Raw genomic sequence first — 24,608 nt, 5'->3', positions numbered from 1 at the left:
TACTCAGAACGTACTCAAGTCGGCTCCCTACCGGCAGACTCGGTCCATGGACTGGAGCCACTTCCGCTTCCGCAGCACCTGGAAGCTGCCCGCGCCGCCCGCCGACGTGTACGCCGCCCTTGAACGCGCCGAGGACTATCCCGCGTGGTGGCCCCAGGTACGGGAGGTGACATCCCTCGACGAACGTACCGGCACGGCACGCTTCCGCTCCCTGCTGCCGTACGACCTGTTCATCACCGGCGAGGAACGGCGCCGCGACCCGGCGGCCGGGGTCCTGGAGATCGCGATGACCGGTGATCTCGATGGCTGGGCGCGCTGGACCGTCACGGCGGCACCGAGCGGGGCGCGGGCGCTCTACGAACAGGAAGTGGTGGTGCGCAAACCGCTGATGCGACGCCTCGCCGTCCCAGGCAGACCCGTCTTCCTCCTCAACCACACGCTGATGATGCGCGCGGGCGAGCGAGGCCTGAAGGCGCACCTCAGAGGCGAGTGAGGGCTTTCGCCGAAGCGGTTTGAAGGAAACCCGCGAGGACCTGTATTGTTCAGTCCGTTCCCGGGCGATTAGCTCAGTGGGAGAGCGCTTCGTTCACACCGAAGAGGTCACTGGTTCGAACCCAGTATCGCCCACCCGGAGAATGCCGGTCCGTCACCGACGGACCGGCTTTTTTCATGCCACGCGACTTCATGCCACGCGACTTCATGCCCTCGGGCCGGTCGCGACCCGTAAACGTCACGCAGCCGCTGGCAGTTCGGGACGCAGCGGCCACGCCGGATCCACCGCTTCCGGCGTACCGCTGCGCGCGAACCAGGCCTGCAGCCCGCGCGCCTGCGCCGCGTGCCACACCGCCTGCAGCGCGTGCAGCTCGGCCGCCGAGAGCCGTTCGAGCCGCGAGGCGAAACGCTGCCCCACGGCCCGTACGACATCCAGTGCGGCCTGCGCGTCGGCCGCCGCGTCGTGCGCCTCGTCGAGCTCCACCGCGTAGTGCGCGCACAGATCGGTCAGTGTGCGGCGCCCCTTGCGGTACCGGTCGAGCTGCTTGTCCAGGACGCGCGGGTCGAGGACGCACAGCGACGAGCCCGCCATGTACCGGCTGAGCGACGAGGCGCGGTGCCTGCGCAACTCCCGGTCCAGGATCGTCAGGTCGAAGGGCGCGTTCATGACGACGATGGGGCGGCCCGCCGCGCCCTGTTCCGCCAGCTCCCTCGCTATCTCCTCCATCACCGGCGCGGGCCAGCGACCGTTGTGCTGCAGATGTTCCTCCGTCAGGCCGTGCACCGCGGTGGCGGACTCGGGCACCGGAACGCCCGGGTTCACCAGCCAGCGAGTGATGCGCGGGCGGGTGCCCGCGCCTTGCTGGACGACGACGGCGGCCGACACAATGCGGTCGGTCTCGACGTCGACGCCCGTGGTCTCCGTGTCGAATGCGGCCAAGGGCCCCTCGTACCAGCACGTCATAGTGACGCAACTCCTCGATCATGTCCGGCAGATGGCTTTCCTCCCCTGCCCACACCGGTGATACCCGGGCCGTTTGCGCTGTACGCGGCCCGGAGACAACAGAGGTACAGGGCTTGGAAGTTGACCGGCCTGAAGCGGGGATTCACTGGTTCGGAAGGCACGTTGGACATGGCGCTCGCGCAGCCCGAACAGGGTGGGCTGCTGCCCGAGCGGATCGCACCGCCGCGCGGCACACTCGCCACCACCGCCTGTATGGAGATCCTTCAGGTGGGCTATCTGCACGCCGTCGCCGCAGCGGCGGGGTGCTCGCTCTCGCAGCCCTTTCCGGACAACGGCATCGACTGGCACGTCAGCCACAGCGCCCCCGGGCACACGGTCGACGACGAAGTCACCATCAAGGTGCAGCTCAAGTGCACCTACCAGATACCGCCGAACCCCCCGGGGCCGGCTTTCTCCTTCACGCTAGACAACCCGCACCTGGAGAAGCTCGCCCGCACCCCGGTCTCGGTGCACAAGATCCTGGTCGTGATGCTCGTGCCCCGGTCGCAGGACGACTGGCTGCGCGCGAGCCATGACCGGCTCGACCTGCGGCACTGCTGCTACTGGACCAACCTCGCCGGACACCAGGTGACCGGCCGGCGCAGGACGACCGTGCGCGTCCCGACCTCGCGGATCTTCGACGACAAGGCCCTCTGCGAGATCATGACGCGGGTCGGGACGGGAGGGAGACCCTGATGCACCGCCCGATCGAAGAGCCAGTACGCCCCGTTCGCCCGCACCCCGTGGAAACCACGGGCAACTGGGCCGCTCCGACGGACCGGTTGGGTCCTCCCGAGCCCTCGCAGGTCGACCCCGCCGTGCTCGGCGCGCTGCTCGGCCGGCACGGCTGGCGCCGGCGCGGGGGAGCGGCGGGGCGTTACGCCCGCTGGACCCCGCCCGGGCCCGGCGGAGGCGGCACGAGTCTGCTCGTGCCGGAGAACAGGGCCTTCCCCGACTGCGAGGACCTGCTCGGCGAGGCGCTCACCGCCCTGGCGCGCAGCGGGTCGCCGTCCGCGCGTGACGTGCTCGTCGGACTCACCGTGCCCAGCGACGAGATCCGCTGGTGGCGCGATGTCCCTGCCGGTCCCGCGGGCGCCGCGACCTGGACGGCGGAGGAACAACTGCGGGCGGCCGCACGGCAGATGCTGCTCGCGGGGGCGCTGGCCGCGCGCGGTCGTGCCGGGTACTACGGGGCGCGGCACCGCGGGCCGGCCGCCGCGTCCCTGGAGAGCGTCCTGGTCGCGCCCGCTCCTGGCGGACGGCAGCTCACCGCGTTCGTGCCCGTCCTGACCGGGCGGCTCATCGCCGTGCGGCTGCACCAGGCGCTGTACGCGGTCCGCGAGGCCGTCGACTACCAGCGCGCCACTGGTGGCATGGACGCCTTCGACGGCGCCGTCGAGGCGGGCGTCAGCCATGAGCTGACGGAGGCCGTCGTGGCCCTGGTGCGGGGCACGGAAGGGGCACGCGTCGCCGTGGAGTGGGCGCCGGCCGCCGGGGTGCCCGAGGGGTGCGCCGTGGATGCCGAGCCCGTCGAGTTCTCGCCCGGTGACCTGACGGTGCTCAGGGAGGCGAGCGCGCGCTATCTGCGGGACGAACCCGCGATGCCGGTGCGGATCACGGGGGCCGTGGTGCGGATGCGGCGGTCGGGGCCACGGGGCGACGGCACGGTGCGGGTCCGGGTGCTCGCGGGCGCCGACGTCCCCCACGTACGCATGACGCTCGACGAGGAGTCGTACCGCATCGCGGGCCATGCCCACCTGGTCGGGCTGCCGATCCGGGTGCACGGCCGGCTCGAGAGCCGGGGCGGGTTCCGGCGGCTCACCGGGGCCTCTGGGGTGGTGCCGGTGCAGGTGGACGAGGGGGAGAAGGACCGTCTGATGAAGTCGCTCCAGGAGAATCTCGACTTCTTCGAGGAGGCGTGCAGCGGGGACTAGGAGTGTCTGAGGCGGGGCGCGGCTGAGGCCCCGGGGATAACCGTTTCGCGATGGGCGCCCCGGGCTCGGTACGATTCGTATCGCGTGCAGGAGCAGATCTGCCGCGACCCCTTCAGGTAGGAGAAGACCGGTGTCAGACGTCCGTGTGATCATCCAACGCGATTCCGAGCGGGAAGAGCGCGTGGTGACGACGGGCACTACGGCCGCCGAACTCTTCACCGGCGAGCGCACCATCGTCGCCGCCCGCGTGGCCGGCGAGCTGAAGGACCTCGCGTACGCCGTCCAGGACGGTGAGGAGGTCGAGCCGGTCGAGATCTCCTCCGAGGACGGCCTGAACATCCTGCGCCACTCCACCGCGCACGTCATGGCGCAGGCCGTGCAGGAGCTCTTCCCCGAGGCCAAGCTGGGCATCGGCCCGCCGGTCCGACACGGCTTCTACTACGACTTCGACGTCGAGAAGCCGTTCACGCCCGAGGACCTCAAGGCCATCGAGAAGAAGATGCAGGAGATCCAGAAGCGCGGCCAGCGCTTCTCGCGCCGCGTCGTCACTGACGAAGCCGCCCGCGAGGAGCTCGCCGACGAGCCGTACAAGCTGGAGCTCATCGGCATCAAGGGCTCCGCTTCCAGCGACGACGGAGCGGACGTCGAGGTGGGCGGCGGCGAGCTGACCATCTACGACAACCTCGACCCGAAGACCGGCGACCTGTGCTGGAAGGACCTCTGCCGCGGTCCCCACCTGCCCACCACCCGCAACATCCCGGCGTTCAAGCTGATGCGCAACGCCGCCGCGTACTGGCGCGGCAGCGAGAAGAACCCGATGCTCCAGCGCATCTACGGCACCGCCTGGCCCACCAAGGACGAGCTCAAGGCGCACCTGGAGTTCCTCGCCGAGGCCGAGAAGCGCGACCACCGCAAGCTCGGCAGCGAGCTGGACCTGTTCTCCATCCCGGAGCAGATCGGCTCGGGCCTCGCGGTCTTCCACCCCAAGGGCGGCATCATCCGCCGGGTCATGGAGGACTACTCGCGGCGCCGCCACGAGGAGGAGGGGTACGAGTTCGTCTACACCCCGCACGCCACCAAGGGGAAGCTCTTCGAGACCTCGGGCCACCTGGACTGGTACGCCGACGGCATGTACCCGCCCATGCAGCTCGACGAGGGCGTGGACTACTACCTCAAGCCCATGAACTGCCCGATGCACAACCTGATCTTCGATGCGCGCGGGCGTTCCTACCGTGAACTGCCGCTGCGTCTCTTCGAGTTCGGCACGGTGTACCGCTACGAGAAGTCCGGCGTCGTGCACGGTCTGACCCGTGCCCGCGGCTTCACCCAGGACGACGCGCACATCTACTGCACCAAGGAGCAGATGGCGGACGAGCTCGACACGACGCTCACCTTCGTCCTGAACCTCCTGCGCGACTACGGCCTGACCGACTTCTACCTGGAGCTCTCCACCAAGGACCCGGAGAAGTTCGTCGGCTCGGACGAGGTCTGGGAAGAGGCCACCGAGACGCTGCGCAAGGTCGCCGAGAAGCAGGGCCTGCCGCTGGTCCCGGACCCGGGCGGCGCCGCCTTCTACGGCCCGAAGATCTCCGTGCAGTGCAAGGACGCCATCGGCCGCACCTGGCAGATGTCGACCGTGCAGCTCGACTTCAACCTGCCGGAGCGCTTCAACCTGGAGTACACCTCGCCGGACGGCTCCAAGCAGCGCCCGGTGATGATCCACCGCGCGCTCTTCGGGTCGATCGAGCGGTTCTTCGCGGTGCTCCTGGAGCACTACGCGGGCGCGATGCCGCCGTGGCTCGCCCCCGTCCAGGCGGTCGGCATCCCGGTCGGGGACGCGCACATCCCCTACCTCCAGGAGTTCGCGGCCGACGCCAAGAAGAAGGGCCTGCGGGTCGAGGTGGACGCCTCCTCCGACCGCATGCAGAAGAAGATCAGGACGCAGCAGAAGCTGAAGGTTCCGTTCATGATCATCGTCGGTGACGACGACATGAACGCGGGCACGATCTCCTTCCGCTACCGCGACGGCTCGCAGGAGAACGGCATTCCGCGCGAGCAGGCGCTCGCCAAGCTCATCGACGTGGTGGAGAGCCGCGTACAGGTGTGATGTGAGGTGAGAGGCCCCCGGGACGTTCAGCGTCCCGGGGGCCTCACGTCGTCCTCCGGGCCCTCCCGCGCGAACACCTGCAGCAGCCATGACGAGAACGACCCCGTCACCGCCCCGAGCAGCGCCAGACCGCAGAGCATCAGGCCCACCGCGATCACGCGCCCCAGCGGCGTCACGGGCGTCACGTCGCCGTAGCCCACGGTCGCGAGCGTGGCCGACGTCCACCACACCGCGTCCCCGAAGGTACGGATCGTCGCCCCCGGAGCCGTGTGCTCGTGCTGGTAGACGGCCAGCGCCCCGGTGAAGCCGATGAGCAGCGCCGAAAGACCGGCGTACGTGACCACGCGCGCGTGCAACGCCAGACGCGGCCTTCCGCGCCTGCGCTGGACGGCCTCGTAGACGTGCACGAGACGCAGCGGCCGCAGCAGGGGCAAGGCGACCACGAGAGCGTCCAGCCAGTGGGTGCGCACGAAGCGCGCGCCCTGCCCGCTCAGCCGCCACCGCACCGCGTAGTCCACGGCGAACGCGGCCCAGGCGGCGAAGAGGACCGCCAGGCAGAGGTCGCGCCAGGCCCTTGGCGGCCCGGGGGCGGCCAGGACCAGGACCGCGTACGAGGTCAGGTAGAGCAGCGAGGCCACGGCGAGCGGTGCCTCCGTGCGGTTCTCCCAGCGGGCCTGACGGCCTTCATCGGTCATCGGCCCAGCTTCGCGGCCGAGGAGTCGGCGGGCGCCCCGCCGACACGCTTCGATCGGGCTAAGTCATATGCTGCACAGCATGACGAGTGAGCCGGAGCAGCAGATCGGAGTGGGGACGCAGGACGCGTTCCAGCGCCTGTGGACGCCCCACCGGATGGCGTACATCCAGGGCGAGAACAAGCCGAGCGGTCCGGGCGCCGACGACGGCTGTCCCTTCTGCTCCATCCCGGCCAAATCCGACGAGGACGGTCTGGTCGTCGCGCGCGGCGAGCGGGTGTACGCGGTGCTCAACCTCTACCCGTACAACGGCGGCCACCTGATGGTCGTGCCCTACCGTCACGTCGCCGACTACACGGAGCTGACCGCCCAGGAGACGGCCGAGCTCGGTGAGCTGACCAAGCAGGCCATGACGGCGCTGCGGGCCGCTTCCGGCGCGCACGGCTTCAACATCGGCATGAACCAGGGCACGGTGGCGGGCGCCGGCATCGCCGCGCATCTGCACCAGCACATCGTGCCCCGCTGGGGCGGGGACACGAACTTCATGCCGGTCGTCGGCCACACGAAGATCCTGCCGCAGCTGCTCGCGGACACCCGCAAGATGCTGGCGGACGCCTGGCCCACCGCGCGCTGACGCGCCTCACGCGTCGTACACGTCCGCCTTCCTCGGCATCGGGTCCTGGACCGCGACGCTGAGGAAGCCGGAACGCGTACCGAACTTCTCCGTGTCCACGCCGTTCTCCGCGAGCACCCCGATGGCCGCCGAGTGCACGACGCGGAGCACCGGGGTGGCCGCGCGCAGCGCGTCGTCGGCCATGAAGCGGTGGCGCCACGGCTTGTCCGCCCAGGCGTGCCGCAGGCCGAACGGCTCGGGCAGGACCAGCTTGCCGCCGAGATGGTCCAGGACCGGCGGATACCACGTGAAGGGCGCCCGCACCGCGAGGCGCACGACCTCGTCGGCGCCGACCAGCGGCAGCTTGCGCTCCGTGGTCTCCCAGAACTTGATGGGCTTGGCGACCTTCTTGACCTTGGGGTCGGGCTTGCTGGTGAACAGCGAGTGGACCGGGCCGAGCGCGTGGCCGGTGACCTCGATGCGCAGGGTCTCGTGCAGGACGGTCACCGTGATCAGCATCGTGATGACCAACTGGCCGTCCCAGAGCGTGAACTGGACGCCGAGATAGTGGCGGTTGCCGCTTCCGAACTGCTGCTCGTTGCAGATCCGCTGTATCTCGTGGCCACGGACCTGATAGGCCTCGACCTCCGTGCCGCCGGGGCGGGCGACCGCCTTGGCGTTCTCCCCGATGGGGGAGACGATCCAGTGCTTTATCGACGGGGTCGGGAAGCCGCCGGTGTGCAGCGGGCCGCGTTCCAGCATGCGCAGCTGGTCGTGCACGGCCCGTATGACGTCCCAGCTGCGGAACGGGTGGATCTCCGTGCCCTCCTTGGCGGAGACCAGCTCCTCGGCCAGCTGCCAGCTGCCCCAGCGCGTGCCCATGCCCAGTATTCCCTTGGGGCCTGCGTAGAAGACCGAGTTGCTCTGCTGCTCGGCGGAGAGGCGTGCAAGGCCCTGCCGGAGCTGCTCGGCGGCCGTCTCGCCGGGGCTGCCCGGCACCGCCTCGGGGATCTTGGCGCCGATGCCGCCGCCCGCGAGCAGGCTCGCCCAGCGGTCGCGCAGGTCCCGCGCGGTGCGCTCGGCGATCAGCTTGGCCCAGAACCAGCCGGCCACGGGGACGACGATCGCCGCGCGGATGTACCAGCCGAGGAGGCCGCCGATCGGGAGCTTGATGAGGAAGATCACGGCGAGGACGCCCACGGCGACCAGGACGGCCGTCGCGATCGCGCTCGCGCGCTTGTTGTCCCGTTTCACCACGGCCTGCTTGATCGAGAACAGCAGCAGCCACAGGAGCAGTCCGGGCAGGAAGAGCAGCCCGCACAGCACCATCACGACGGTGAGCCAGCGGTCGCGCTCCTTACGGATGTTGTTCGCCGCGAGGCAGTGCTCGACGATCGACTGCGGCTCCATGCCGAAGGACTGGATCAGCGGCTTCCGGGCGCCGCCGAGCATCCGCACCTGCACGGCCCGCGCGAACGCCTCGCCCAGGTTCGGCGCGAACAGCGACCAGAGGCCTACCTTCACCTCGGACTTGTGCCATTCGTTGTTGGCTTCGAGGATCTTCGACACCTTGTCGTCGCGGTACGCGGCCGACGCCAGGGCGTGGGTCGCCGCCGTCTGTCCCGCGGCCCCGGACAGCGGGACCTGGGCCCCGGGCCTGAAGTCGAATACGTCGTCCGCCACTGCCGCCCCCATCGCCGCAATATCTCCGCTGCTGCGGCTTTCCCGACTTCCCTGCCTGGCACACCTGTTGATCAGGTCATCAGCGTATCGGTGCGCACCGACATCCGGCAGGGCGCATCCGTGCGCCCCGCCGGAAGCCCTCAACTAGGAGATGCCCTGGGCCTGTTCACGAATCCTCTCGGAGAGCTGTGGCGGCATGGGCTCGTGGCGTGCGTAGCTGCGGCTGAAGCGCGCGGTGCCCTGCGAGAGCGACCTCAGATCCACGGCGTACCGCCCGATCTCGATCTCCGGCACCTCGGCCCGCACCAGCGTGCGCCCGCCGGGCGCCTGCTCGGTGCCCACCACCCGGCCGCGGCGCCCCGAGAAGTCGCTCATCACCGAACCCACGTGGTCGTCGCCGACCAGGACCCGCACCTCGGCCACCGGCTCCAGAAGATGGATCCGCGCGTCTGCCGCGGCCTCGCGCAGGGCGAGCGCGCCCGCCGTCTGGAACGCGGCGTCCGAGGAGTCCACCGAGTGCGCCTTGCCGTCGAGCAGCGTGACGCGTACGTCGATGAGGGGGTACCCCGCGGCCACACCCTTCGCGGCCTGCGCGCGCACGCCCTTCTCGACGGACGGGATGAACTGCCGGGGCACGGCGCCGCCCACGACCTTGTCGACGAACTCGATGCCGCTGCCGCCCGGCAGCGGCTCGACCTCGATCTCGCAGATCGCGTACTGGCCGTGGCCGCCGGACTGCTTCACATGACGGCCCCGCCCGGCCGACCTGCCCGCGAACGTCTCCCGAAGGGAGACCTTGTGCGGCACGACGTCGACCTGCACGCCGTACCGGCTGCGCAGCCGCTCCAGGGCCACATCGGCATGCGCCTCGCCCAGGCACCACAGCACCACCTGGTGGGTGTTCTGGTTCTGCTCCAGGCGCATCGTCGGGTCCTCGGCGACCAGACGGGACAACCCCTGGGAGAGCTTGTCCTCGTCCGCCTTGCTGTGCGCCTCGATGGCGAGCGGCAGGAGCGGGTCGGGCATGTCCCAGGGCGCCATCAGGAGGGGGTCGTCCTTGGCGGAGAGGGTGTCGCCCGTCTCGGCGCGGTTCAGCTTGGCGACGCAGGCCAGATCGCCGGCGATGCAACTGCTGAGCGGGCGCTGGTGCTTGCCGAAGGGCGAGGAGAGCGCTCCGACACGCTCGTCGACGTCGTGGTCCTCGTGGCCGCGGTCGGCCAGGCCGTGCCCCGAGACATGCACGGTCTCGTCGGGCCGCAGGGTGCCGGAGAAGACGCGTACGAGCGAGACGCGCCCCACGTAGGGATCGGACGCGGTCTTCACGACCTCGGCGACCAGTGGTCCCGCGGGGTCGCAGGTGATCGCGGGCCGCGCCTTGCCGCTGGGGGTGGTGACGGCGGGCGCCGGGTGCTCCAGGGGGGTGGGGAAACCGCCCGTGATCAGCTCCAGGAGCTCCACCGTGCCGATGCCCTGCCGGGCGCCGTCGGCGGCGGGGGCCGCCGCGAGCACGGGGTGGAAGATGCCGCGTGCCACGGCCCGTTCCAGATCCTCCACCAGGGTCTTGAAGTCGAGGTCCTCGCCGCTGAGATAGCAGTCCATGAGCGACTCGTCCTCGCTCTCCGCGATGATCCCCTCGATCAGTTTGTTGCGGGCGTCCTCGATGAGCGGGAGCTGGTCGTCGCCAGGTTCGGACTCCTTCCGTTCGCCGGACGCGTAGTCGAATATCCGCTGCGAGAGCAGGCCCACGAGGCCGGTCACCGGAGCGTGCCCGTCCGGTCCCTCGGCGCCGTGCAGCGGCAGATAGAGCGGAAGCACCGCGTCGGGGTCGTCGGCGCCGAACGCGTCCGCGCAGGTGCGGGTCATCGCGGTGAAGTCCGCGCGGGCCGACTCCAGGTGCGTGACCACGATGGCCCGCGGCATGCCGACCGCCGCGCACTCCTCCCACACCATGCGGGTCGCGCCGGTGATGCCCTCGATGCCCTCGGCCGCCGAAACGACGAAAAGGGCCGCGTCCGCGGCGCGCAGACCGGCCCTCAACTCGCCGACGAAATCGGCGTACCCGGGGGTGTCCAGGAGATTGATCTTGTAGCCGCCCCATTCGACGGGGACGAGGGACAGCTGTACGGAGCGCCGTTGCCGGTGCTCGATGTCGTCGTAGTCGGAGACGGCCGTGCCGTCCTCCACGCGGCCCGCGCGGTTCACCGCCCCCGCGGTCAGCGCGAGGGCCTCCACCAGAGTCGTCTTGCCCGATCCGCTGTGGCCGACCAGCACCACATTCCGTACGGAGGCGGGGTGGTCGGCCGCTGTAGCCCTGCCGGCGGCTCCGGGGTGTGCGTTCGCCTTGTCGCCCATGCCTTGGCCTCCCGGTCACGTGCACGGTGAGGAGGCACAGCCCCCTCGGGGATGCTGGCTGCTCGCGGACACGCGGGGGCCGCGTGCGGGTCGGCTCCGGCGACGCCCGCGGTGCTTTCGAGCTTTCCACTCGGGTCACTGTGCGTCCATACGTCGTACGCGATCGTGAGGGGGCGAGCCGGTCGGTCAAGGGCGTGACTACGATGGGCCAGCCGGTGGCCAACAGGGCCGCGCGGCTCACCGACCCCTCGGGAAGGCCATGCTGAACAAGTACGCGCGTGCATTCTTCACGCGTGTTCTCACTCCGTTCGCCGCGTTTCTCATCCGTCGCGGCGTGAGCCCCGACGCGGTCACGTTCATCGGCACGGCCGGTGTGATGGCGGGCGCGCTGGTCTTCTTCCCCCGCGGAGAGTTCTTCTGGGGCACGATCGTCATCACGCTCTTCGTGTTCTCCGACCTCGTCGACGGGAACATGGCGCGGCAGCTGGGACGCTCCAGCCGCTGGGGAGCCTTCCTGGACTCCACGCTCGACCGGGTCGCCGACAGCGCGATCTTCGGTGGCCTCGCGCTCTGGTACGCGGGCTCCGGCGACAACAACGTCCTGTGCGCCGTCTCCATCTTCTGCCTGGCCAGCGGCCAGGTGGTCTCGTACACGAAGGCGCGCGGCGAGGCGATCGGCCTGCCCGTCGCGGTCAACGGCCTGGTGGAGCGCGCCGAGCGCCTGGTGATCTCGCTGGTCGCCGCGGGCCTCGCGGGACTGCACAAGTTCGGGGTCCCCGGCATCGACGTACTGCTGCCCATCGCCCTGTGGATCGTCGCCGTCGGCAGCCTCGTCACGCTGGTCCAGCGCGTCGTGACCGTGCGCAGGGAGTCCGCGGAGGCGGACGCGGCCACGGCGGCCCCGGCCCAGGGCAGTGAGGCCACGTCGTGAAGGACCGCCTGACCGACGCGCTCTACGGAGTGGCCTGGAGCTCGGTCAAGAAGCTCCCCGAGCCGGTGGCCGTGCGCCTCGGCCGGACCATCGCCGACGCCGTGTGGAAGCGGCGCGGCAAGGGCGTCCTGCGTCTTGAGGCCAACTACGCGCGCGTGGTGCCCGACGCGAGCCCGGAGCGGTTGCGCGAGCTGTCCAAGGCGGGCATGCGCTCGTACCTGCGCTACTGGATGGAGTCGTTCCGGCTGCCGTCGTGGAGCCGGGAGCGCATCAAGGCGGGCGTCGAGATCAAGGACCTCCACCACTTGACGGACGGCCTGGCCTCCGGCAAGGGCGTGATTCTGGCCCTTCCGCACCTGGGCAACTGGGACCTGGCGGGCGCGTGGGTCACCACGAAGCTGGACACGCCGTTCACGACGGTCGCCGAGCGGCTCAAGCCCGAGACGCTGTACGACCGTTTCGTCGCCTACCGCGAGGGCCTTGGCATGGAGGTCCTGCCGCACGAGGGCGGCTCCGCCTTCGGCACCCTGGCGCGCCGGCTGCGCGCGGGCGGCCTGGTCTGCCTGGTCGCGGACCGGGACCTGTCGGCGTCCGGCGCCGAGGTCAAGTTCTTCGGGGACACCGCGCGGATGCCCGCGGGGCCCGCGATGCTCGCGCAGCAGACGGGGGCGCTGTTGCTGCCGGCCACCCTCTGGTTCGACGAGTCGCCCGTCATGAAGGGGCGCGTCCACGCTCCCGTCGATGTCCCCGAGACAGGTACCCGCCCGGAGAAGACGTCTGTCATGACGCAGGCGCTGGCAGACGCCTTCGCCACGGGTATCGCCGACCATCCGGAGGACTGGCACATGCTGCAGCGCTTGTGGCTCGCTGATCTCGACCCCGCGAAGGGGGCCGCTGACGACTCCGTGCGGCCCGGCGAGGGGACCACCCCGTGAGAATCGGCATCGTCTGCCCCTACTCGTGGGACGTGCCGGGCGGCGTCCAGTTCCACATCCGTGACCTGGCGGAGCATCTGATCCGCCTCGGGCACGAGGTGTCCGTCCTCGCTCCCGCGGACGACGAGACCCCCCTTCCGCCGTACGTCGTCTCGGCGGGCCGCGCCGTTCCCGTGCCGTACAACGGCTCGGTGGCCCGGCTCAACTTCGGGTTCCTGTCGGCCGCGCGGGTGCGGCGCTGGCTGCACGACGGCACGTTCGACGTCATCCACATCCACGAGCCGACCTCGCCGTCGCTCGGGCTGCTCACGTGCTGGGCGGCGCAGGGGCCGATCGTCGCGACGTTCCACACGTCCAACCCCCGTTCGCGCGCCATGATCGCGGCGTATCCGATCCTGCAGCCGGCCCTGGAGAAGATCAGCGCGCGCATCGCGGTGAGCGAGTACGCGCGCCGCACCCTCGTCGAGCACCTCGGCGGCGACGCGGTCGTCATCCCGAACGGCGTGGACGTCGACTTCTTCGCGAAGGTCGAGCCCAAGGTCGAATGGCAGGGCGGGACGATCGGCTTCATCGGCCGTATCGACGAGCCGCGCAAGGGCCTTCCGGTGCTGATGAAGGCGCTGCCGAAGATCCTCGCCGAGCGCCCCGACACCCGGCTGCTCGTCGCGGGCCGCGGTGACGAACACGAGGCCGTCTCCTCGCTGCCCGTCGAGATGCGGGAGCGCGTGGAGTTCCTCGGCATGGTCAGCGACGAGGACAAGGCACGGCTGCTGGCCAGCGTCGACGTGTACGTCGCTCCCAACACCGGCGGCGAGAGCTTCGGGATCATCCTGGTCGAGGCGCTGTCTGCGGGCGCACCCGTGCTCGCCAGCGATCTGGACGCCTTCGCGCAGGTCCTCGACCAGGGCGCGGCGGGCGATCTGTTCACGAACGAGGACGCGGACTCGCTGGCAGCCGCCGCCCTGCGGCTCCTCGGCGACCCCGAGCGCCGCGAGGAGCTGCGCGAGCGCGGCAGCAAGCACGTGCGCCGCTTCGACTGGTCGACGGTGGGCGCCGACATCCTCTCGGTGTACGAGACGGTGGCGGACGGGGCCGCAGCGGTGGACGCCGACGAACGCTCCGGCCTGCGGGCGCGGTTCGGGCTCGCGCGGGACTGACCTGACCGGCCGCGGGACTGACCTGGCCGCCCGCGGGGCTGCCCGGCGCGGTCCTGTGAGCCCGGCGGTCATGCGGGCGGGCCGGCTCGACTAGCCTCGGGCCGGTGACCTCGACACTGATCTGGATCGCGGTAGCCCTCTTCGCGATCGGCCTCTACCTGAGCTGGACCGCGGGCCGGCTCGACCGGCTGCACGCCCGCATCGACGCGGCCCGCGCCGCCCTCGACGCCCAGCTGCTCCGCCGCGCATCGGTAGCCCAGGAGCTTGCCACCTCCGGAGTGCTCGACCCGGCGGCCTCCATCGTGCTCTACGAAGCGGCGCACGCGGCCCGGCAGGCCGAGGAGGAGCACCGCGAGGTCGCCGAGAGCGAGCTGAGCCAGGCGTTGCGTGCGATCTTCGGCGAGCCGGAGCAGGTCGACGCGGTGCGCGAGGCTCCCGGCGGCGACGAGGCGGCGACCGAACTGGCGGCGGCCGTACGCCGGGTGCCGATGGCCAGGCGTTTTCACAACGACGCCGTACGCGCGGCCCGCGCCCTGCGCAGGCACCGCACGGTGCGCTGGTTCCGCCTCGCGGGGCACGCGCCGTTCCCGATGGCCTTCGAGATGGACGACGAACCGCCGGTCGCGCTGGCCGACCGCGCGACTTCGTAGACCCGGCACGTCCCTGACCAGGAGCGTCCGGGAAAAATGAGCCACCGGTCAGTCATTGGCCCTTGCTGTGGACTGGTGGCCGGGAGTTTCCTCTTAGACGCAGTAACCCGTCTTCAGCGAGCGAGGTCAACTCCGTGTCCAGCACCCTCCCCAGCAGCAACCAGTCGCCCGAGACCGGCACCGCACGCGTCAAGCGCGGCATGGCCGAGCAGCTCAAGGGCGGCGTCATCATGGACGTCGTCAACGCCGAGCAGGCGAAGATAGCCGAGGACGCGGGCGCGGTCGCCGTCATGGCGCTGGAGCGGGTCCCCGCCGACATCCGCAAGGACGGCGGCGTCGCCCGGATGTCCGACCCGAACATGATCGAAGAGATCATCGAGGCCGTCTCCATCCCGGTCATGGCCAAGTCCCGCATCGGCCACTTCGTCGAGGCCCAGGTCCTGCAGTCCCTCGGCGTCGACTACATCGACGAGTCCGAGGTCCTGACGCCGGCCGACGAGGTCAACCACAGCGACAAGTTCGCCTTCACGACCCCGTTCGTCTGCGGCGCCACCAACCTGGGCGAGGCCCTGCGCCGCATCGCCGAGGGCGCGGCCATGATCCGCTCCAAGGGCGAGGCCGGCACCGGCAACGTCGTCGAGGCCGTGCGTCACCTGCGCCAGATCAAGAACGAGATCGCCAAGCTGCGCGGCTTCGACAACAACGAGCTGTACGCCGCCGCCAAGGACCTGCGCGCCCCGTACGAGCTGGTCAAGGAGGTCTCCGAGCTGGGCAAGCTGCCGGTGGTCCTCTTCTCGGCCGGTGGCGTCGCCACCCCCGCCGACGCCGCCCTGATGCGCCAGCTCGGTGCCGAGGGCGTCTTCGTCGGCTCCGGCATCTTCAAGTCGGGCGACCCGGCCGCGCGCGCCGCCGCCATCGTGAAGGCCACCACCTTCTACGACGACCCCAAGATCATCGCGGACGCGTCCCGCAACCTCGGCGAGGCCATGGTCGGCATCAACTGCGACACCCTCCCCGAGGCCGAGCGCTACGCGAACCGTGGCTGGTAAGGCACTACGTAGATGACTGACACCCCTGTAGTCGGCGTCCTGGCTCTCCAGGGCGACGTACGGGAGCACTTGATCGCCCTGGCCTCGGCGGACGCCGTGGCCAGGCCGGTCAGGCGCCCCGAAGAGCTCGCCGAGGTGGACGGCCTGGTCATCCCGGGCGGGGAGTCCACCACCATCTCCAAACTGGCCGCACTCTTCGGCCTGATGGAGCCCCTTCGCGCGCGCGTGCGTGACGGCATGCCGGTCTACGGCAGCTGCGCGGGCATGATCATGCTCGCCGACAAGATCCTGGATCCGCGCTCGGAGCAGGAGACCTTCGGCGGCATCGACATGATCGTGCGCCGCAACGCCTTCGGGCGGCAGAACGAGTCCTTCGAGGCGGCCGTCGACATCGCGGGCATCGACGGCGACCCCGTGGAGGGTGTCTTCATCCGCGCCCCCTGGGTCGAATCGGTCGGCGCGCGCGTCGAGGTGCTCGCCGAGCACGAGGGACACATCGTCGCCGTGCGTCAGGGCAACGCGCTCGCCACGTCGTTCCACCCCGAGCTGACGGGCGACCACCGCATGCACGAGCTGTTCGTCGGGATGGTGCGGGGGCACGCGGGGGCGGGATCCTAGTAGGATCTCTGCGTTCGTACAGTTGGGTAACGCGAAGGAGACAGGCAGATGTCCGGCCACTCTAAATGGGCTACGACGAAGCACAAGAAGGCCGTGATTGACGCCAAGCGCGGCAAGCTCTTCGCGAAGATGATCAAGAACATCGAGGTCGCGGCCCGTACGGGCGGCGCCGACGTGTCCGGCAACCCGACCCTCTTCGACGCCATCCAGAAGGCCAAGAAGAGCTCGGTCCCGAACAAGAACATCGACTCCGCGGTCAAGCGCGGCGCCGGCCTCGAAGCCGGTGGCGCCGACTACGAGACGATCATGTACGAGGGCTACGGCCCGAACGGCGTCGCGGTGCTCATCGAGTGCCTCACCGACAACCGCAACCGCGCGGCATCGGACGTACGCGTCGCGATGACCCGCAACGGCGGCTCGATGGCCGACCCGGGATCCGTCTCGTACCTCTTCAACCGCAAGGGCGTCGTCATCGTCCCCAAGGGCGAGCTCGGCGAGGACGACGTCCTGGGCGCGGTCCTGGACGCGGGCGCCGAGGAGGTCAACGACCTGGGCGAGTCCTTCGAGGTCCTCTCCGAGGCCACCGACATGGTCGCGGTCCGCACCGCGCTCCAGGAGGCCGGCATCGAGTACGACTCGGCCGACGCCAACTTCGTCCCGACCATGCAGGTCGAGCTGGACGAGGACGGTGCGCGGAAGATCTTCAAGCTCATCGACGCGCTGGAGGACAGCGACGACGTGCAGAACGTCTTCGCCAACTTCGACGTGAGCGACGAGGTCATGGAGAAGGTCGACGCGTAGCGCTGCCACGAGCTGAGCTTTTTCGGCGGGCCGGGTGGGACACACGTCCACCGGCCCGCCGCTGTTGTCAGTGGCAGCGGATAGCCTGGCTCGCAGTCAAAGATCGTTGCCGCGACGAGGGGAGGGGGCGCGCATGCGCGTACTGGGGGTGGACCCCGGCCTGACCCGGTGCGGTGTGGGGGTCGTCGACGGAGTGGCCGGACGACCGCTCACCATGCGTGGCGTCGGTGTCGTACGGACGCCGCCGGACGCCGAGCTCGGCCACCGCCTGGTCGCCATCGAGCGGGGCATCGAGCAGTGGCTCGACGAGCACGACCCCGAAGTCCTCGCCGTGGAGCGCGTGTTCAGCCAGCACAACGTCCGTACGGTCATGGGCACCGCCCAGGCCAGCGCCGTCGCCATGCTCTGCGCGTCCCGCCGCGGCATCCCCGTCGCCCTGCACACGCCCAGCGAGGTCAAGGCCGCCGTCACCGGCAACGGCCGCGCGGACAAGGCACAGGTCGGCGCGATGGTCACCCGCCTCCTGCGGCTGGACGCACCGCCCAAGCCCGCCGACGCGGCGGACGCCCTCGCCCTCGCCATCTGCCACATCTGGCGCGCCCCTGCCAAGAACCGCCTCCAGCAGGCCGTGGCCCAGAACCGCCTTCAGCAGGCGGCGGCCCTGCACGCGTCGAAGACCCCGAAAGCCCCGACCGCCCGTACAGCCCGGGCAGCACAGAAAGGCCGTACCGCATGATCGCCTTCGTCAGCGGCCCCGTCGCCGCCCTCGCCCCCGATGCCGCGGTGGTCGAGGTAGGTGGCATCGGCATGGCCATCCAGTGCGCGCCGAACACCCTCTCCACCCTGCGGATCGGCCAGCAGACCAAGCTCGCCACCTCCCTGGTCGTCCGCGAGGACTCCCTGACCCTGTACGGCTTCGCGGACGACGACGAGCGCCAGACCTTCGAGCTCCTGCAGACCGCGAGCGGCGTCGGGCCGCGCCTCGCGCAGGCCATGCTCGCCGTGCACAGCCCGGACGCCCTGCGCCGCGCGGTCGCCACCGGCGACGAGAAGGCGCTCACCGCGGTCCCGGGCATCGGCAAGAAGGGCGCCCAGAAGCTGCTCCTGGAGTACAAGGACCGCCTCGGCGAGCCCATCGGCACGGGCGGCCCCGCGATCGGCACCCCTGTCACCTCCGGTTGGAGCGACCAGCTGCACGCGGCGCTCATCGGGCTCGGGTACGCGACGCGGGAGGCCGACGAAGCCGTCGCCGCCGTCACCCCGCAGGCCGAGGCGTCCGAGAAGCCGCAGGTGGGCCAGCTCCTCAAGGCCGCGCTGCAGACGCTGAACCGCACCCGCTAGCACGTGCCGGCCCCTTCACCACCAGAACCACATCGCGAGGCGAGCTCATGAACTGGGACGAGACCACCGACGACACGACCGCCCCCGCGGGGGCGGCCGAGCGGCTCGTCGGTGCGTCCGCCGACGGCGAGGACCAGGCGGTCGAGGCCGCCCTTCGCCCGAAGGACCTGGGCGAGTTCATCGGCCAGGAGAAGGTCCGCGAGCAGCTCGACCTCGTCCTGCGTGCCGCCCGCGCGCGGGGCGCCACCGCCGACCACGTGCTGCTCTCGGGAGCCCCCGGCCTCGGCAAGACCACCCTGTCGATGATCATCGCGGCCGAGATGGGCGCCCCGATCCGCATCACCAGCGGCCCCGCCATCCAGCACGCGGGAGACCTCGCCGCGATCCTCTCCTCCCTTCAGGAGGGAGAGGTGCTCTTCCTCGACGAGATCCACCGGATGTCCCGGCCCGCCGAAGAGATGCTCTACATGGCGATGGAGGACTTCCGCGTCGACGTCATCGTCGGCAAGGGGCCCGGCGCCACCGCCATCCCGCTGGAGCTGCCGCCCTTCACCCTGGTCGGCGCCACCACCAGGGCGGGCCTGCTGCCGCCGCCGCTGCGCGACCGCTTCGGTTTCACCGCGCACATGGAGTTCTACGAACCCGCCGAGCTGGAGCGCGTGATCCACCGCTCCGCACAGCTGCTCGACGTGGAGATCGACCCGGCGGGCGCCGCCGAGATCGCCGGGCGCTCGCGCGGAACGCCCCGTATCGCCAACCGTCTGCTGCGCCGCGTGCGGGACTACGCGCAGGTCAAGGCCGACGGCGCGATCAACAGGGACATCGCGGGCGCCGCCCTCAAGGTCTACGAGGTCGACGGCCGGGGCCTCGACCGCCTCGACCGCGCGGTCCTGGAGGCCCTGCTCAAGCTGTTCGGCGGCGGACCCGTCGGTCTGTCGACGCTCGCCGTCGCCGTGGGGGAGGAGCGCGAGACGGTCGAGGAGGTCGCCGAGCCCTTCCTGGTACGGGAGGGACTGCTCGCGCGGACCCCGCGGGGCCGGGTCGGGACGCCCGCCGCATGGGCGCATCTCGGCCTTGTTCCGCCGCGGCAGGCGGGCGGAATCGGACAAGGGGACCTGTTCGGGGCGTGACGGCGCGCGTACTCGCCCGGTCAGGAACTGCGGTGCCATGCTGAGCGTTGTTCGTTAGGTGCGGACTCGCTTAGACTCCGCCGATGCCGCCCTTGTGGGCGGCGTGCCCACCCCCGTCCATCAGGCCGCTTATCCGCGCGGTCATGCGAAGGAAACTCCGTCCCGTGAATATCGTGACCCTCCTCCCCTTCATCGTGCTCATCGGGGCCATGTTCCTGATGACGCGCTCCGCCAAGAAGAAGCAGCAGGCGGCGGCGCAGATGCGCAATGAGATGCAGCCCGGCACCGGCATCCGCACGATCGGGGGCATGTACGCCACCGTCAAGGAGGTTCACGACGACGCCGTCCTCCTTGAGGTGGCTCCCGGCGTGCACGCGTTCTACGCGAAGAACTCCGTGGGCGCCGTCCTCGAGGACGACGAGTACAACCGCATCATCCACGGCACGAGTGCCGTGAAGTCGGACGACCCCGTCGTCCCGGACGACGCCTCCTCCCTGACCGAGACCGACGAGCCCGCCGCCGACGCTTCCGACGACTCGCCCATCGACCTCGGCAAGAAGGACGCGGACAGCGCCCCCAAGGCCGATGACGCCGAGCCGAAGAAGACCGACGGCGAGTCCGACACGAAGTAGCCACCACCGGGGCTCGTGGCGCGCGGACCGCGCAGCCACGGCCCCCTCGGTGCGTGGGTCTCGTGACGGGTCTCGACACCACTTCATGGCCGCTCACGGCACGTAATGGGTTCCGGGCGGTTGGACAGGGAGAAACGAGAAGGTGGCAGCACCGAAGAAGGGCCGGAGGCAGAGCGGCCAGGGGAAGCCGGGCCGTTCCCTGGCCCTCATCCTGATCGCCATGGTGGCGCTCACCGGGGGGATGTTCCTCTCCGGTCACACCACCCCGCGCCTGGGCATCGACCTCGCAGGCGGAACGAGCATCACGCTCGGTGCCAAGAGTGAGCCCGGCAAGCCCAACGCGGTCAACAAGACCAACATGGACACAGCCGTGGGCATCATCGAGCGCCGTGTCAACGGTCTCGGTGTCTCCGAGGCCGAGGTCCAGACCCAGGGCGACCGCAACATCATCGTCAACATCCCCAAGGGCACGAACCAGAAGCAGGCGCGCGAGCAGGTCGGCACGACCGCGCAGCTCTACTTCCGTCCCGTGATGACGATGGCGGCCGGAGCGCCGACCCCCGATCCCTCCGCAAGCCCGTCCGGTTCGCCGAAGGCGACCGACAAGGGTGACAAGGACGGCAAGGACAGCGCGGACAGCGCGGACGGCAAGGACGAGGCGTCCTCGCCCGGCGCGACCGAGAGCCCCAAGGGCCGTGCCGTCACCGACGCCCTGAAGGCCGACCCCACTCCGTCGCCCAAGGCCTCGGACAAGCCCAAGGGCAGCGACGCCCCGTCGCCGACCCCTTCGGCGGACGCGGCCACGAAGGAGCTGCAGGAGAAGTTCACCGCGCTCGACTGCACCAAGCAGAGCAGCCGGGTCAAGGCCACCGAAGGCGTCAAGCCGAGCGACCCGATGGCGGCCTGCGGCAAGAACAGCGCCGGCCAGTGGGAGAAGTACGTCCTGGGCCCGGCCGAGGTCGAGGGCAAGGACGTCAAGGACGCCAAGGCCGTGCTCGACCCCGAGCGTGGCATCTGGATCGTCACGATGGACTTCACCAAGGACGGCTCCAAGAAGTTCGCCGCGACCACCGGCAAGCTGATGAAGCAGACCGAGCCGCAGAACCAGTTCGCGATCGTTCTGGACGGGGACGTCGTCTCGGCCCCGCGCGTCAGCTCGCAGCTGAGCTCCAACGCCGAGATCAGCGGCAGCTTCACCCAGGAGTCGGCCAAGGACCTGGCGAACATGCTGTCCTACGGCGCCCTGCCGCTCACCTTCCACGAGGACAGCGTCACCACCGTCACCGCCGCGCTCGGCGGTGAGCAGCTGCACGCCGGTCTGATCGCCGGTGCCATCGGCCTGGCGCTGGTCGTCATCTACCTGGTGGCCTACTACCGGGGCCTGGCCTTCATCGCCCTGCTGAGCCTCGTCGCCTCCGGCATCCTCACGTACACGATCATGACCTTGCTCGGTCCGGCCATCGGCTTCGCACTCAACCTGCCCGCGGTGTGTGGTGCGATCGTTGCGATCGGTATCACCGCGGACTCGTTCATCGTGTACTTCGAACGCATCCGGGACGAGATCCGCGAGGGCCGCACACTGCGCCCCTCCGTCGAGCGGGCCTGGCCGCGCGCCCGGCGCACCATCCTGGTCTCGGACTTCGTGTCCTTCCTCGCCGCCGCGGTGCTCTACATCGTCACCGTCGGCAAGGTGCAGGGCTTCGCCTTCACGCTCGGTCTGACCACTCTGCTCGACGTCGTGGTGGTCTTCCTCTTCACCAAGCCGCTGATGACGATCATGGCCCGCAAGAAGTTCTTCGCGAGCGGCCACAAGTGGTCCGGGATCGACCCGACGCGACTGGGTGCCAAGCCCCCGCTGCGCCGCACCCGCCGTACCCCTGGTTCCGCTGGCTCCGACCCGAAGGAGGCGTGAGATGTCGAAGCTCGGCAACCTCGGCGCCCGGCTCTTCCACGGCGAAGTCGGCTACGACTTCATCGGCAAGCGGAAGATCTGGTACGGCGTCTCTGTCCTGATCACCATCACGGCGATCGTCGCCCTGGCCGTCCAAGGCCTCAACATGGGCATCGAGTTCAAGGGCGGCGCGGTCTTCACCACGCCGAAGACTGCCGCCTCGGTCGAACAGGCCCAGGAGTCGGCGGAGAAGGCCTCGGGACACCAGGCCATCGTCCAGAAGCTCGGCAACGACACGATGCGCGTCCAGATCTCGGGTGTGGACACGAACAAGTCCGACCAGATCAAGGAAGAGCTCGCCAAGGACCTCGGCGTCCCGGCGAAGGACGTCAACGCCGATCTGGTCGGCCCCAGTTGGGGTGAACAGATCGCCAACAAGGCGTGGACCGGCCTCGGTGTCTTCCTCGTCCTGTGCGTGATCTATCTGGCGATCGCCTTCGAGTGGCGGATGGCAGTCGCCGCACTGGTCGCCCTGATCCACGACATCACGATCACGGTCGGTATCTACTCCCTGGTCGGCTTCGAGGTCACCCCGGGCACCGTGATCGGTCTGCTGACCATTCTCGGTTACTCGCTCTACGACACCGTGGTCGTCTTCGACTCGCTCAAGGAGCAGGGCAAGGACGCGGCCAAGCAGACGAGGTTCACCTACAGCGAGATCGCCAACCGGTCGATCAACAGCACCCTGGTGCGTTCCATCAACACCACGGTGGTCGCGCTCCTTCCGGTGGCGGGCCTCCTGTTCATCGGTGGCGGTGCGCTCGGCGCGGGCATGCTGAACGACATCTCGCTGTCGCTCTTCGTGGGTCTCGCGGCCGGAGCGTACTCCTCGATCTTCATCGCCACTCCGCTCGTCGCCGACCTCAAGGAGCGCGAGCCGGCGATGAAGGCCCTGAAGAAGCGGGTGCTCGCCAAGCGCGCGGCCGCCGCCGCCAAGGGAGAGTCGCTGGACACCGAGGCGCCGCCGCGTGACGCTGACACGCCCGAGGGCGACGACGTCCCGGCGGCCGCCGGAGTGGTCGGCGGCCAGCGCCGTACGCAACCGCAGGCTCGCGGCCGCGGCCGTGGCCGCCCCTCGGGGAAGCGCCGCTGACCGAGGCCGGACCACCGGCTTCGGCAGAAGCACAGAAGACAGAAGTACGGGCTCCGCTCCTCTTGCGAGGAGCGGAGCCCGTACTAGATTCAGCTCAGGAGCCGACGAGGCTTACTGCCACTTGAGCAGCGAGAAGCCCTTGATCTTGATCTCGGGGTGTGCCGCGACGTTCCCCCACGGCACGTTCTTGATGAACCCGCTCTTGCCGCAGCCCGCGTTGTACCACTTGGCCACGTACTTCTTCGTCGACTTGTTGTACTTGAAGCCCTTGACCTTGATGCAGGGTGTACCGCGCTCCGCCGCCCAGCGGTAGCGGACCTTCATGCCCTTCTGCCCCCACAGCGAGCACGGGTCCTTGGACTTGGTCCAGCGGCCCGCGACTCCGCCGGCGTTCTGCCAGCCGTTGCAACTGGCCATGGTCGTGACCGATGCGTTCTTGGTGGTCTTTTCGCTGGTGGCGCCTGCGGGAGACGCCGCCCCGGCGAGAGCGGTCATCGCCACGAGGGGAACGACCCCGGTGGCAATCTTTCGAGAGATATGCACTGTTCCTCCGTTTTAGCCCCGAGAAGGGGCGGTCACGGATGATCTTGCCACGCGGTCGCCTTTCCACTCCAGTCACTTGAGCAACGTCTGAGGTTGGCTCTTCGTCAACTCCGTGTAAATTTGCACTAGTTGCCCTCGGGGCCGACCCGGCGGACCGGGCGGGTTGGCGCGGGCGGGGTGGGGTCATCGGGTTTTGCTAAAGTTACTCGCCGCGTCGAACGAGGCGTTCGGATCAACAACGACGAGGTGCGGGCAGATGACCCAGGTACAGGAACTTCTGCTCAGCCGCATCCGGGACGTTCCCGACTATCCCGAGCCCGGGGTGATGTTCAAGGACATCACGCCGCTCCTCGCGGATCCGGAGGCCTTCGCCGCCCTCACCGAGGCCCTCGCGGCCCTGGCCGTGCGGCACGGCGCCACGAAGATCGTCGGCCTGGAGGCCCGCGGCTTCATCCTGGGCGCCCCGGCCGCCCTGCGCGCGGGGCTCGGCTTCATCCCCGTACGGAAGGCGGGCAAGCTCCCCGGAGCCACGCTCAGCCAGTCGTACGACCTGGAGTACGGCAGTGCCGAGATCGAGGTGCACGCCGAGGACCTCGCCGCCGACGACCGCGTCATGGTCATCGACGACGTCCTGGCGACCGGCGGCACCGCCGAGGCGTCCCTGCGGCTCATCCGCCGCGCGGGCGCCCAGGTCGCCGGTGTGGCCGTCCTGATGGAGCTCGGCTTCCTCGGGGGCCGCGCCAAGCTGGAGACGGCCCTGGAGGGCGCCCCGCTGGAGGCCCTCCTCACCGTCTGAGGCGGCCGCGCAGCCACCACGCACACCCCGAGGCGGGCCCCGAGGAATCCGGCGTCCGCCTCAGGCGTTTCTCTCGTAGAAGGGCGTCTCACCAGCTGAAGGAGA

Annotated in this window: 24 protein-coding genes and 1 tRNA gene; 20 read left to right on the top strand and 5 right to left on the bottom strand. The window is 70.0% G+C overall.

The features are described from left to right. Positions 1 to 46: 46 nt before the first annotated feature. Together ABXJ52_RS06400 and ABXJ52_RS06395 are read left to right on the top strand one after the other, a co-directional pair. Entirely contained in the window at positions 47 to 493 is a 447-nt protein-coding gene (locus ABXJ52_RS06400; protein WP_367040008.1) for an SRPBCC family protein, read from the top strand. 62 nt (positions 494 to 555) lie between these two features. Beyond that, positions 556 to 627, top strand: a tRNA-Val gene (locus tag ABXJ52_RS06395). A gap of 103 nt (positions 628 to 730) precedes the next feature. Here the strand turns inward: ABXJ52_RS06395 and ABXJ52_RS06390 are convergent. Then, positions 731 to 1,456 carry a 3'-5' exonuclease gene (locus ABXJ52_RS06390; protein WP_367040006.1) on the bottom strand — a complete coding sequence of 242 codons (726 nt, stop codon included), beginning with the start codon at positions 1,454 to 1,456 and terminating at the stop codon, positions 731 to 733. Positions 1,457 to 1,624: 168 nt separating this feature from the next. On the opposite strand from ABXJ52_RS06390, the gene ABXJ52_RS06385 reads away from it, so the two are divergent. The 3 genes from ABXJ52_RS06385 (at position 1,625) to thrS (ending at position 5,536) form a co-directional block, all read left to right on the top strand. Then, positions 1,625 to 2,191: a DUF4365 domain-containing protein gene (locus ABXJ52_RS06385; protein WP_367040004.1), complete on the top strand. Its 567-nt coding sequence runs from the start codon at positions 1,625 to 1,627 to the stop codon at positions 2,189 to 2,191. Beyond that, the gene (locus ABXJ52_RS06380; RefSeq protein ID WP_367048844.1) at positions 2,188 to 3,429 is read left to right on the top strand and encodes a hypothetical protein; all 1,242 of its coding nucleotides are present in this window, start codon (positions 2,188 to 2,190) and stop codon (positions 3,427 to 3,429) included. Before ABXJ52_RS06385 ends, ABXJ52_RS06380 begins: the two co-directional genes overlap by 4 nt. Before the next feature lie 130 nt (positions 3,430 to 3,559). Then, positions 3,560 to 5,536, top strand: coding sequence for a threonine--tRNA ligase (gene thrS / locus ABXJ52_RS06375; protein ID WP_367040001.1), 1,977 nt, complete (start codon positions 3,560 to 3,562; stop codon positions 5,534 to 5,536). 26 nt (positions 5,537 to 5,562) lie between these two features. Here the strand turns inward: thrS and ABXJ52_RS06370 are convergent, their stop codons facing one another. Further along, the gene (locus tag ABXJ52_RS06370) at positions 5,563 to 6,231 is read right to left on the bottom strand and encodes an ion channel (protein ID WP_367039998.1); all 669 of its coding nucleotides are present in this window, start codon (positions 6,229 to 6,231) and stop codon (positions 5,563 to 5,565) included. A gap of 67 nt (positions 6,232 to 6,298) precedes the next feature. On the opposite strand from ABXJ52_RS06370, the gene ABXJ52_RS06365 reads away from it, so the two are divergent. Further along, positions 6,299 to 6,862 carry an HIT domain-containing protein gene (locus ABXJ52_RS06365; protein WP_367039996.1) on the top strand — a complete coding sequence of 188 codons (564 nt, stop codon included), beginning with the start codon at positions 6,299 to 6,301 and terminating at the stop codon, positions 6,860 to 6,862. Between the two features lie 6 nt (positions 6,863 to 6,868). Here the strand turns inward: ABXJ52_RS06365 and ABXJ52_RS06360 are convergent, their stop codons facing one another. Further along, positions 6,869 to 8,536: a hypothetical protein gene (locus tag ABXJ52_RS06360; protein ID WP_367039994.1), complete on the bottom strand. Its 1,668-nt coding sequence runs from the start codon at positions 8,534 to 8,536 to the stop codon at positions 6,869 to 6,871. A gap of 132 nt (positions 8,537 to 8,668) precedes the next feature. Beyond that, entirely contained in the window at positions 8,669 to 10,876 is a 2,208-nt protein-coding gene (locus tag ABXJ52_RS06355; RefSeq protein ID WP_367039992.1) for an elongation factor G-like protein EF-G2, read from the bottom strand. 259 nt (positions 10,877 to 11,135) lie between these two features. Here ABXJ52_RS06355 and pgsA point away from each other — a divergent pair, with 259 nt between their 5' ends. From pgsA to secF, 13 genes are all read left to right on the top strand, one after another. Further along, complete coding sequence (gene pgsA / locus ABXJ52_RS06350) at positions 11,136 to 11,807, top strand: phosphatidylinositol phosphate synthase (RefSeq protein ID WP_367039990.1); 672 nt, start codon at positions 11,136 to 11,138, stop codon at positions 11,805 to 11,807. Then, the gene (locus ABXJ52_RS06345; protein WP_367039988.1) at positions 11,804 to 12,742 is read left to right on the top strand and encodes a phosphatidylinositol mannoside acyltransferase; all 939 of its coding nucleotides are present in this window, start codon (positions 11,804 to 11,806) and stop codon (positions 12,740 to 12,742) included. Before pgsA ends, ABXJ52_RS06345 begins: the two co-directional genes overlap by 4 nt. Further along, on the top strand, positions 12,739 to 13,899 hold the full coding sequence (locus ABXJ52_RS06340) for a glycosyltransferase family 4 protein (protein WP_367039986.1): 1,161 nt from the start codon (positions 12,739 to 12,741) through the stop codon (positions 13,897 to 13,899). Before ABXJ52_RS06345 ends, ABXJ52_RS06340 begins: the two co-directional genes overlap by 4 nt. A gap of 104 nt (positions 13,900 to 14,003) precedes the next feature. Then, entirely contained in the window at positions 14,004 to 14,549 is a 546-nt protein-coding gene (locus ABXJ52_RS06335; RefSeq protein WP_367039984.1) for a hypothetical protein, read from the top strand. Positions 14,550 to 14,683: 134 nt separating this feature from the next. Continuing rightward, complete coding sequence (pdxS, locus tag ABXJ52_RS06330; RefSeq protein WP_160503800.1) at positions 14,684 to 15,598, top strand: pyridoxal 5'-phosphate synthase lyase subunit PdxS; 915 nt, start codon at positions 14,684 to 14,686, stop codon at positions 15,596 to 15,598. Positions 15,599 to 15,610: 12 nt separating this feature from the next. Beyond that, complete coding sequence (gene pdxT, locus ABXJ52_RS06325) at positions 15,611 to 16,216, top strand: pyridoxal 5'-phosphate synthase glutaminase subunit PdxT (protein WP_367039982.1); 606 nt, start codon at positions 15,611 to 15,613, stop codon at positions 16,214 to 16,216. A 48-nt stretch (positions 16,217 to 16,264) separates the two neighbouring features. Then, positions 16,265 to 17,017: a YebC/PmpR family DNA-binding transcriptional regulator gene (locus ABXJ52_RS06320; RefSeq protein WP_367039980.1), complete on the top strand. Its 753-nt coding sequence runs from the start codon at positions 16,265 to 16,267 to the stop codon at positions 17,015 to 17,017. Between the two features lie 133 nt (positions 17,018 to 17,150). Beyond that, positions 17,151 to 17,753: a crossover junction endodeoxyribonuclease RuvC gene (gene ruvC / locus ABXJ52_RS06315; protein ID WP_367039978.1), complete on the top strand. Its 603-nt coding sequence runs from the start codon at positions 17,151 to 17,153 to the stop codon at positions 17,751 to 17,753. Further along, the gene (gene ruvA, locus ABXJ52_RS06310; protein ID WP_367039976.1) at positions 17,750 to 18,358 is read left to right on the top strand and encodes a Holliday junction branch migration protein RuvA; all 609 of its coding nucleotides are present in this window, start codon (positions 17,750 to 17,752) and stop codon (positions 18,356 to 18,358) included. The genes ruvC and ruvA overlap by 4 nt, the downstream gene beginning before the upstream one ends. Positions 18,359 to 18,405: 47 nt before the next feature. Then, on the top strand, positions 18,406 to 19,488 hold the full coding sequence (gene ruvB / locus ABXJ52_RS06305) for a Holliday junction branch migration DNA helicase RuvB (protein WP_367039974.1): 1,083 nt from the start codon (positions 18,406 to 18,408) through the stop codon (positions 19,486 to 19,488). Between the two features lie 164 nt (positions 19,489 to 19,652). After that, positions 19,653 to 20,120: a preprotein translocase subunit YajC gene (gene yajC / locus ABXJ52_RS06300; RefSeq protein ID WP_367039972.1), complete on the top strand. Its 468-nt coding sequence runs from the start codon at positions 19,653 to 19,655 to the stop codon at positions 20,118 to 20,120. A gap of 142 nt (positions 20,121 to 20,262) precedes the next feature. Beyond that, positions 20,263 to 22,032, top strand: coding sequence for a protein translocase subunit SecD (secD, locus tag ABXJ52_RS06295; RefSeq protein ID WP_367039971.1), 1,770 nt, complete (start codon positions 20,263 to 20,265; stop codon positions 22,030 to 22,032). 1 nt (position 22,033) lies between these two features. Continuing rightward, positions 22,034 to 23,164, top strand: a complete 1,131-nt coding sequence (secF, locus tag ABXJ52_RS06290; protein ID WP_367039970.1) for a protein translocase subunit SecF — start codon at positions 22,034 to 22,036, stop codon at positions 23,162 to 23,164. Between the two features lie 111 nt (positions 23,165 to 23,275). Here the strand turns inward: secF and ABXJ52_RS06285 are convergent, their stop codons facing one another. Next, positions 23,276 to 23,659 (bottom strand): hypothetical protein, encoded by a 384-nt coding sequence (locus tag ABXJ52_RS06285; protein ID WP_367039968.1) that lies wholly within the window; start codon positions 23,657 to 23,659, stop codon positions 23,276 to 23,278. 304 nt (positions 23,660 to 23,963) lie between these two features. Here ABXJ52_RS06285 and ABXJ52_RS06280 point away from each other — a divergent pair, with 304 nt between their 5' ends. Continuing rightward, positions 23,964 to 24,503: an adenine phosphoribosyltransferase gene (locus ABXJ52_RS06280; RefSeq protein ID WP_367039966.1), complete on the top strand. Its 540-nt coding sequence runs from the start codon at positions 23,964 to 23,966 to the stop codon at positions 24,501 to 24,503. The last annotated feature ends 105 nt before the right edge of the window (positions 24,504 to 24,608 follow it).

The organism is Streptomyces sp. Je 1-332 (genome assembly GCF_040730185.1).
In the GTDB taxonomy this organism is placed as follows: Bacteria; Actinomycetota; Actinomycetes; order Streptomycetales; family Streptomycetaceae; genus Streptomyces.
The sequence above is the reverse complement of the archived record's forward strand: the minus strand, read 5'-3'. Positions and strand labels throughout refer to the sequence as shown.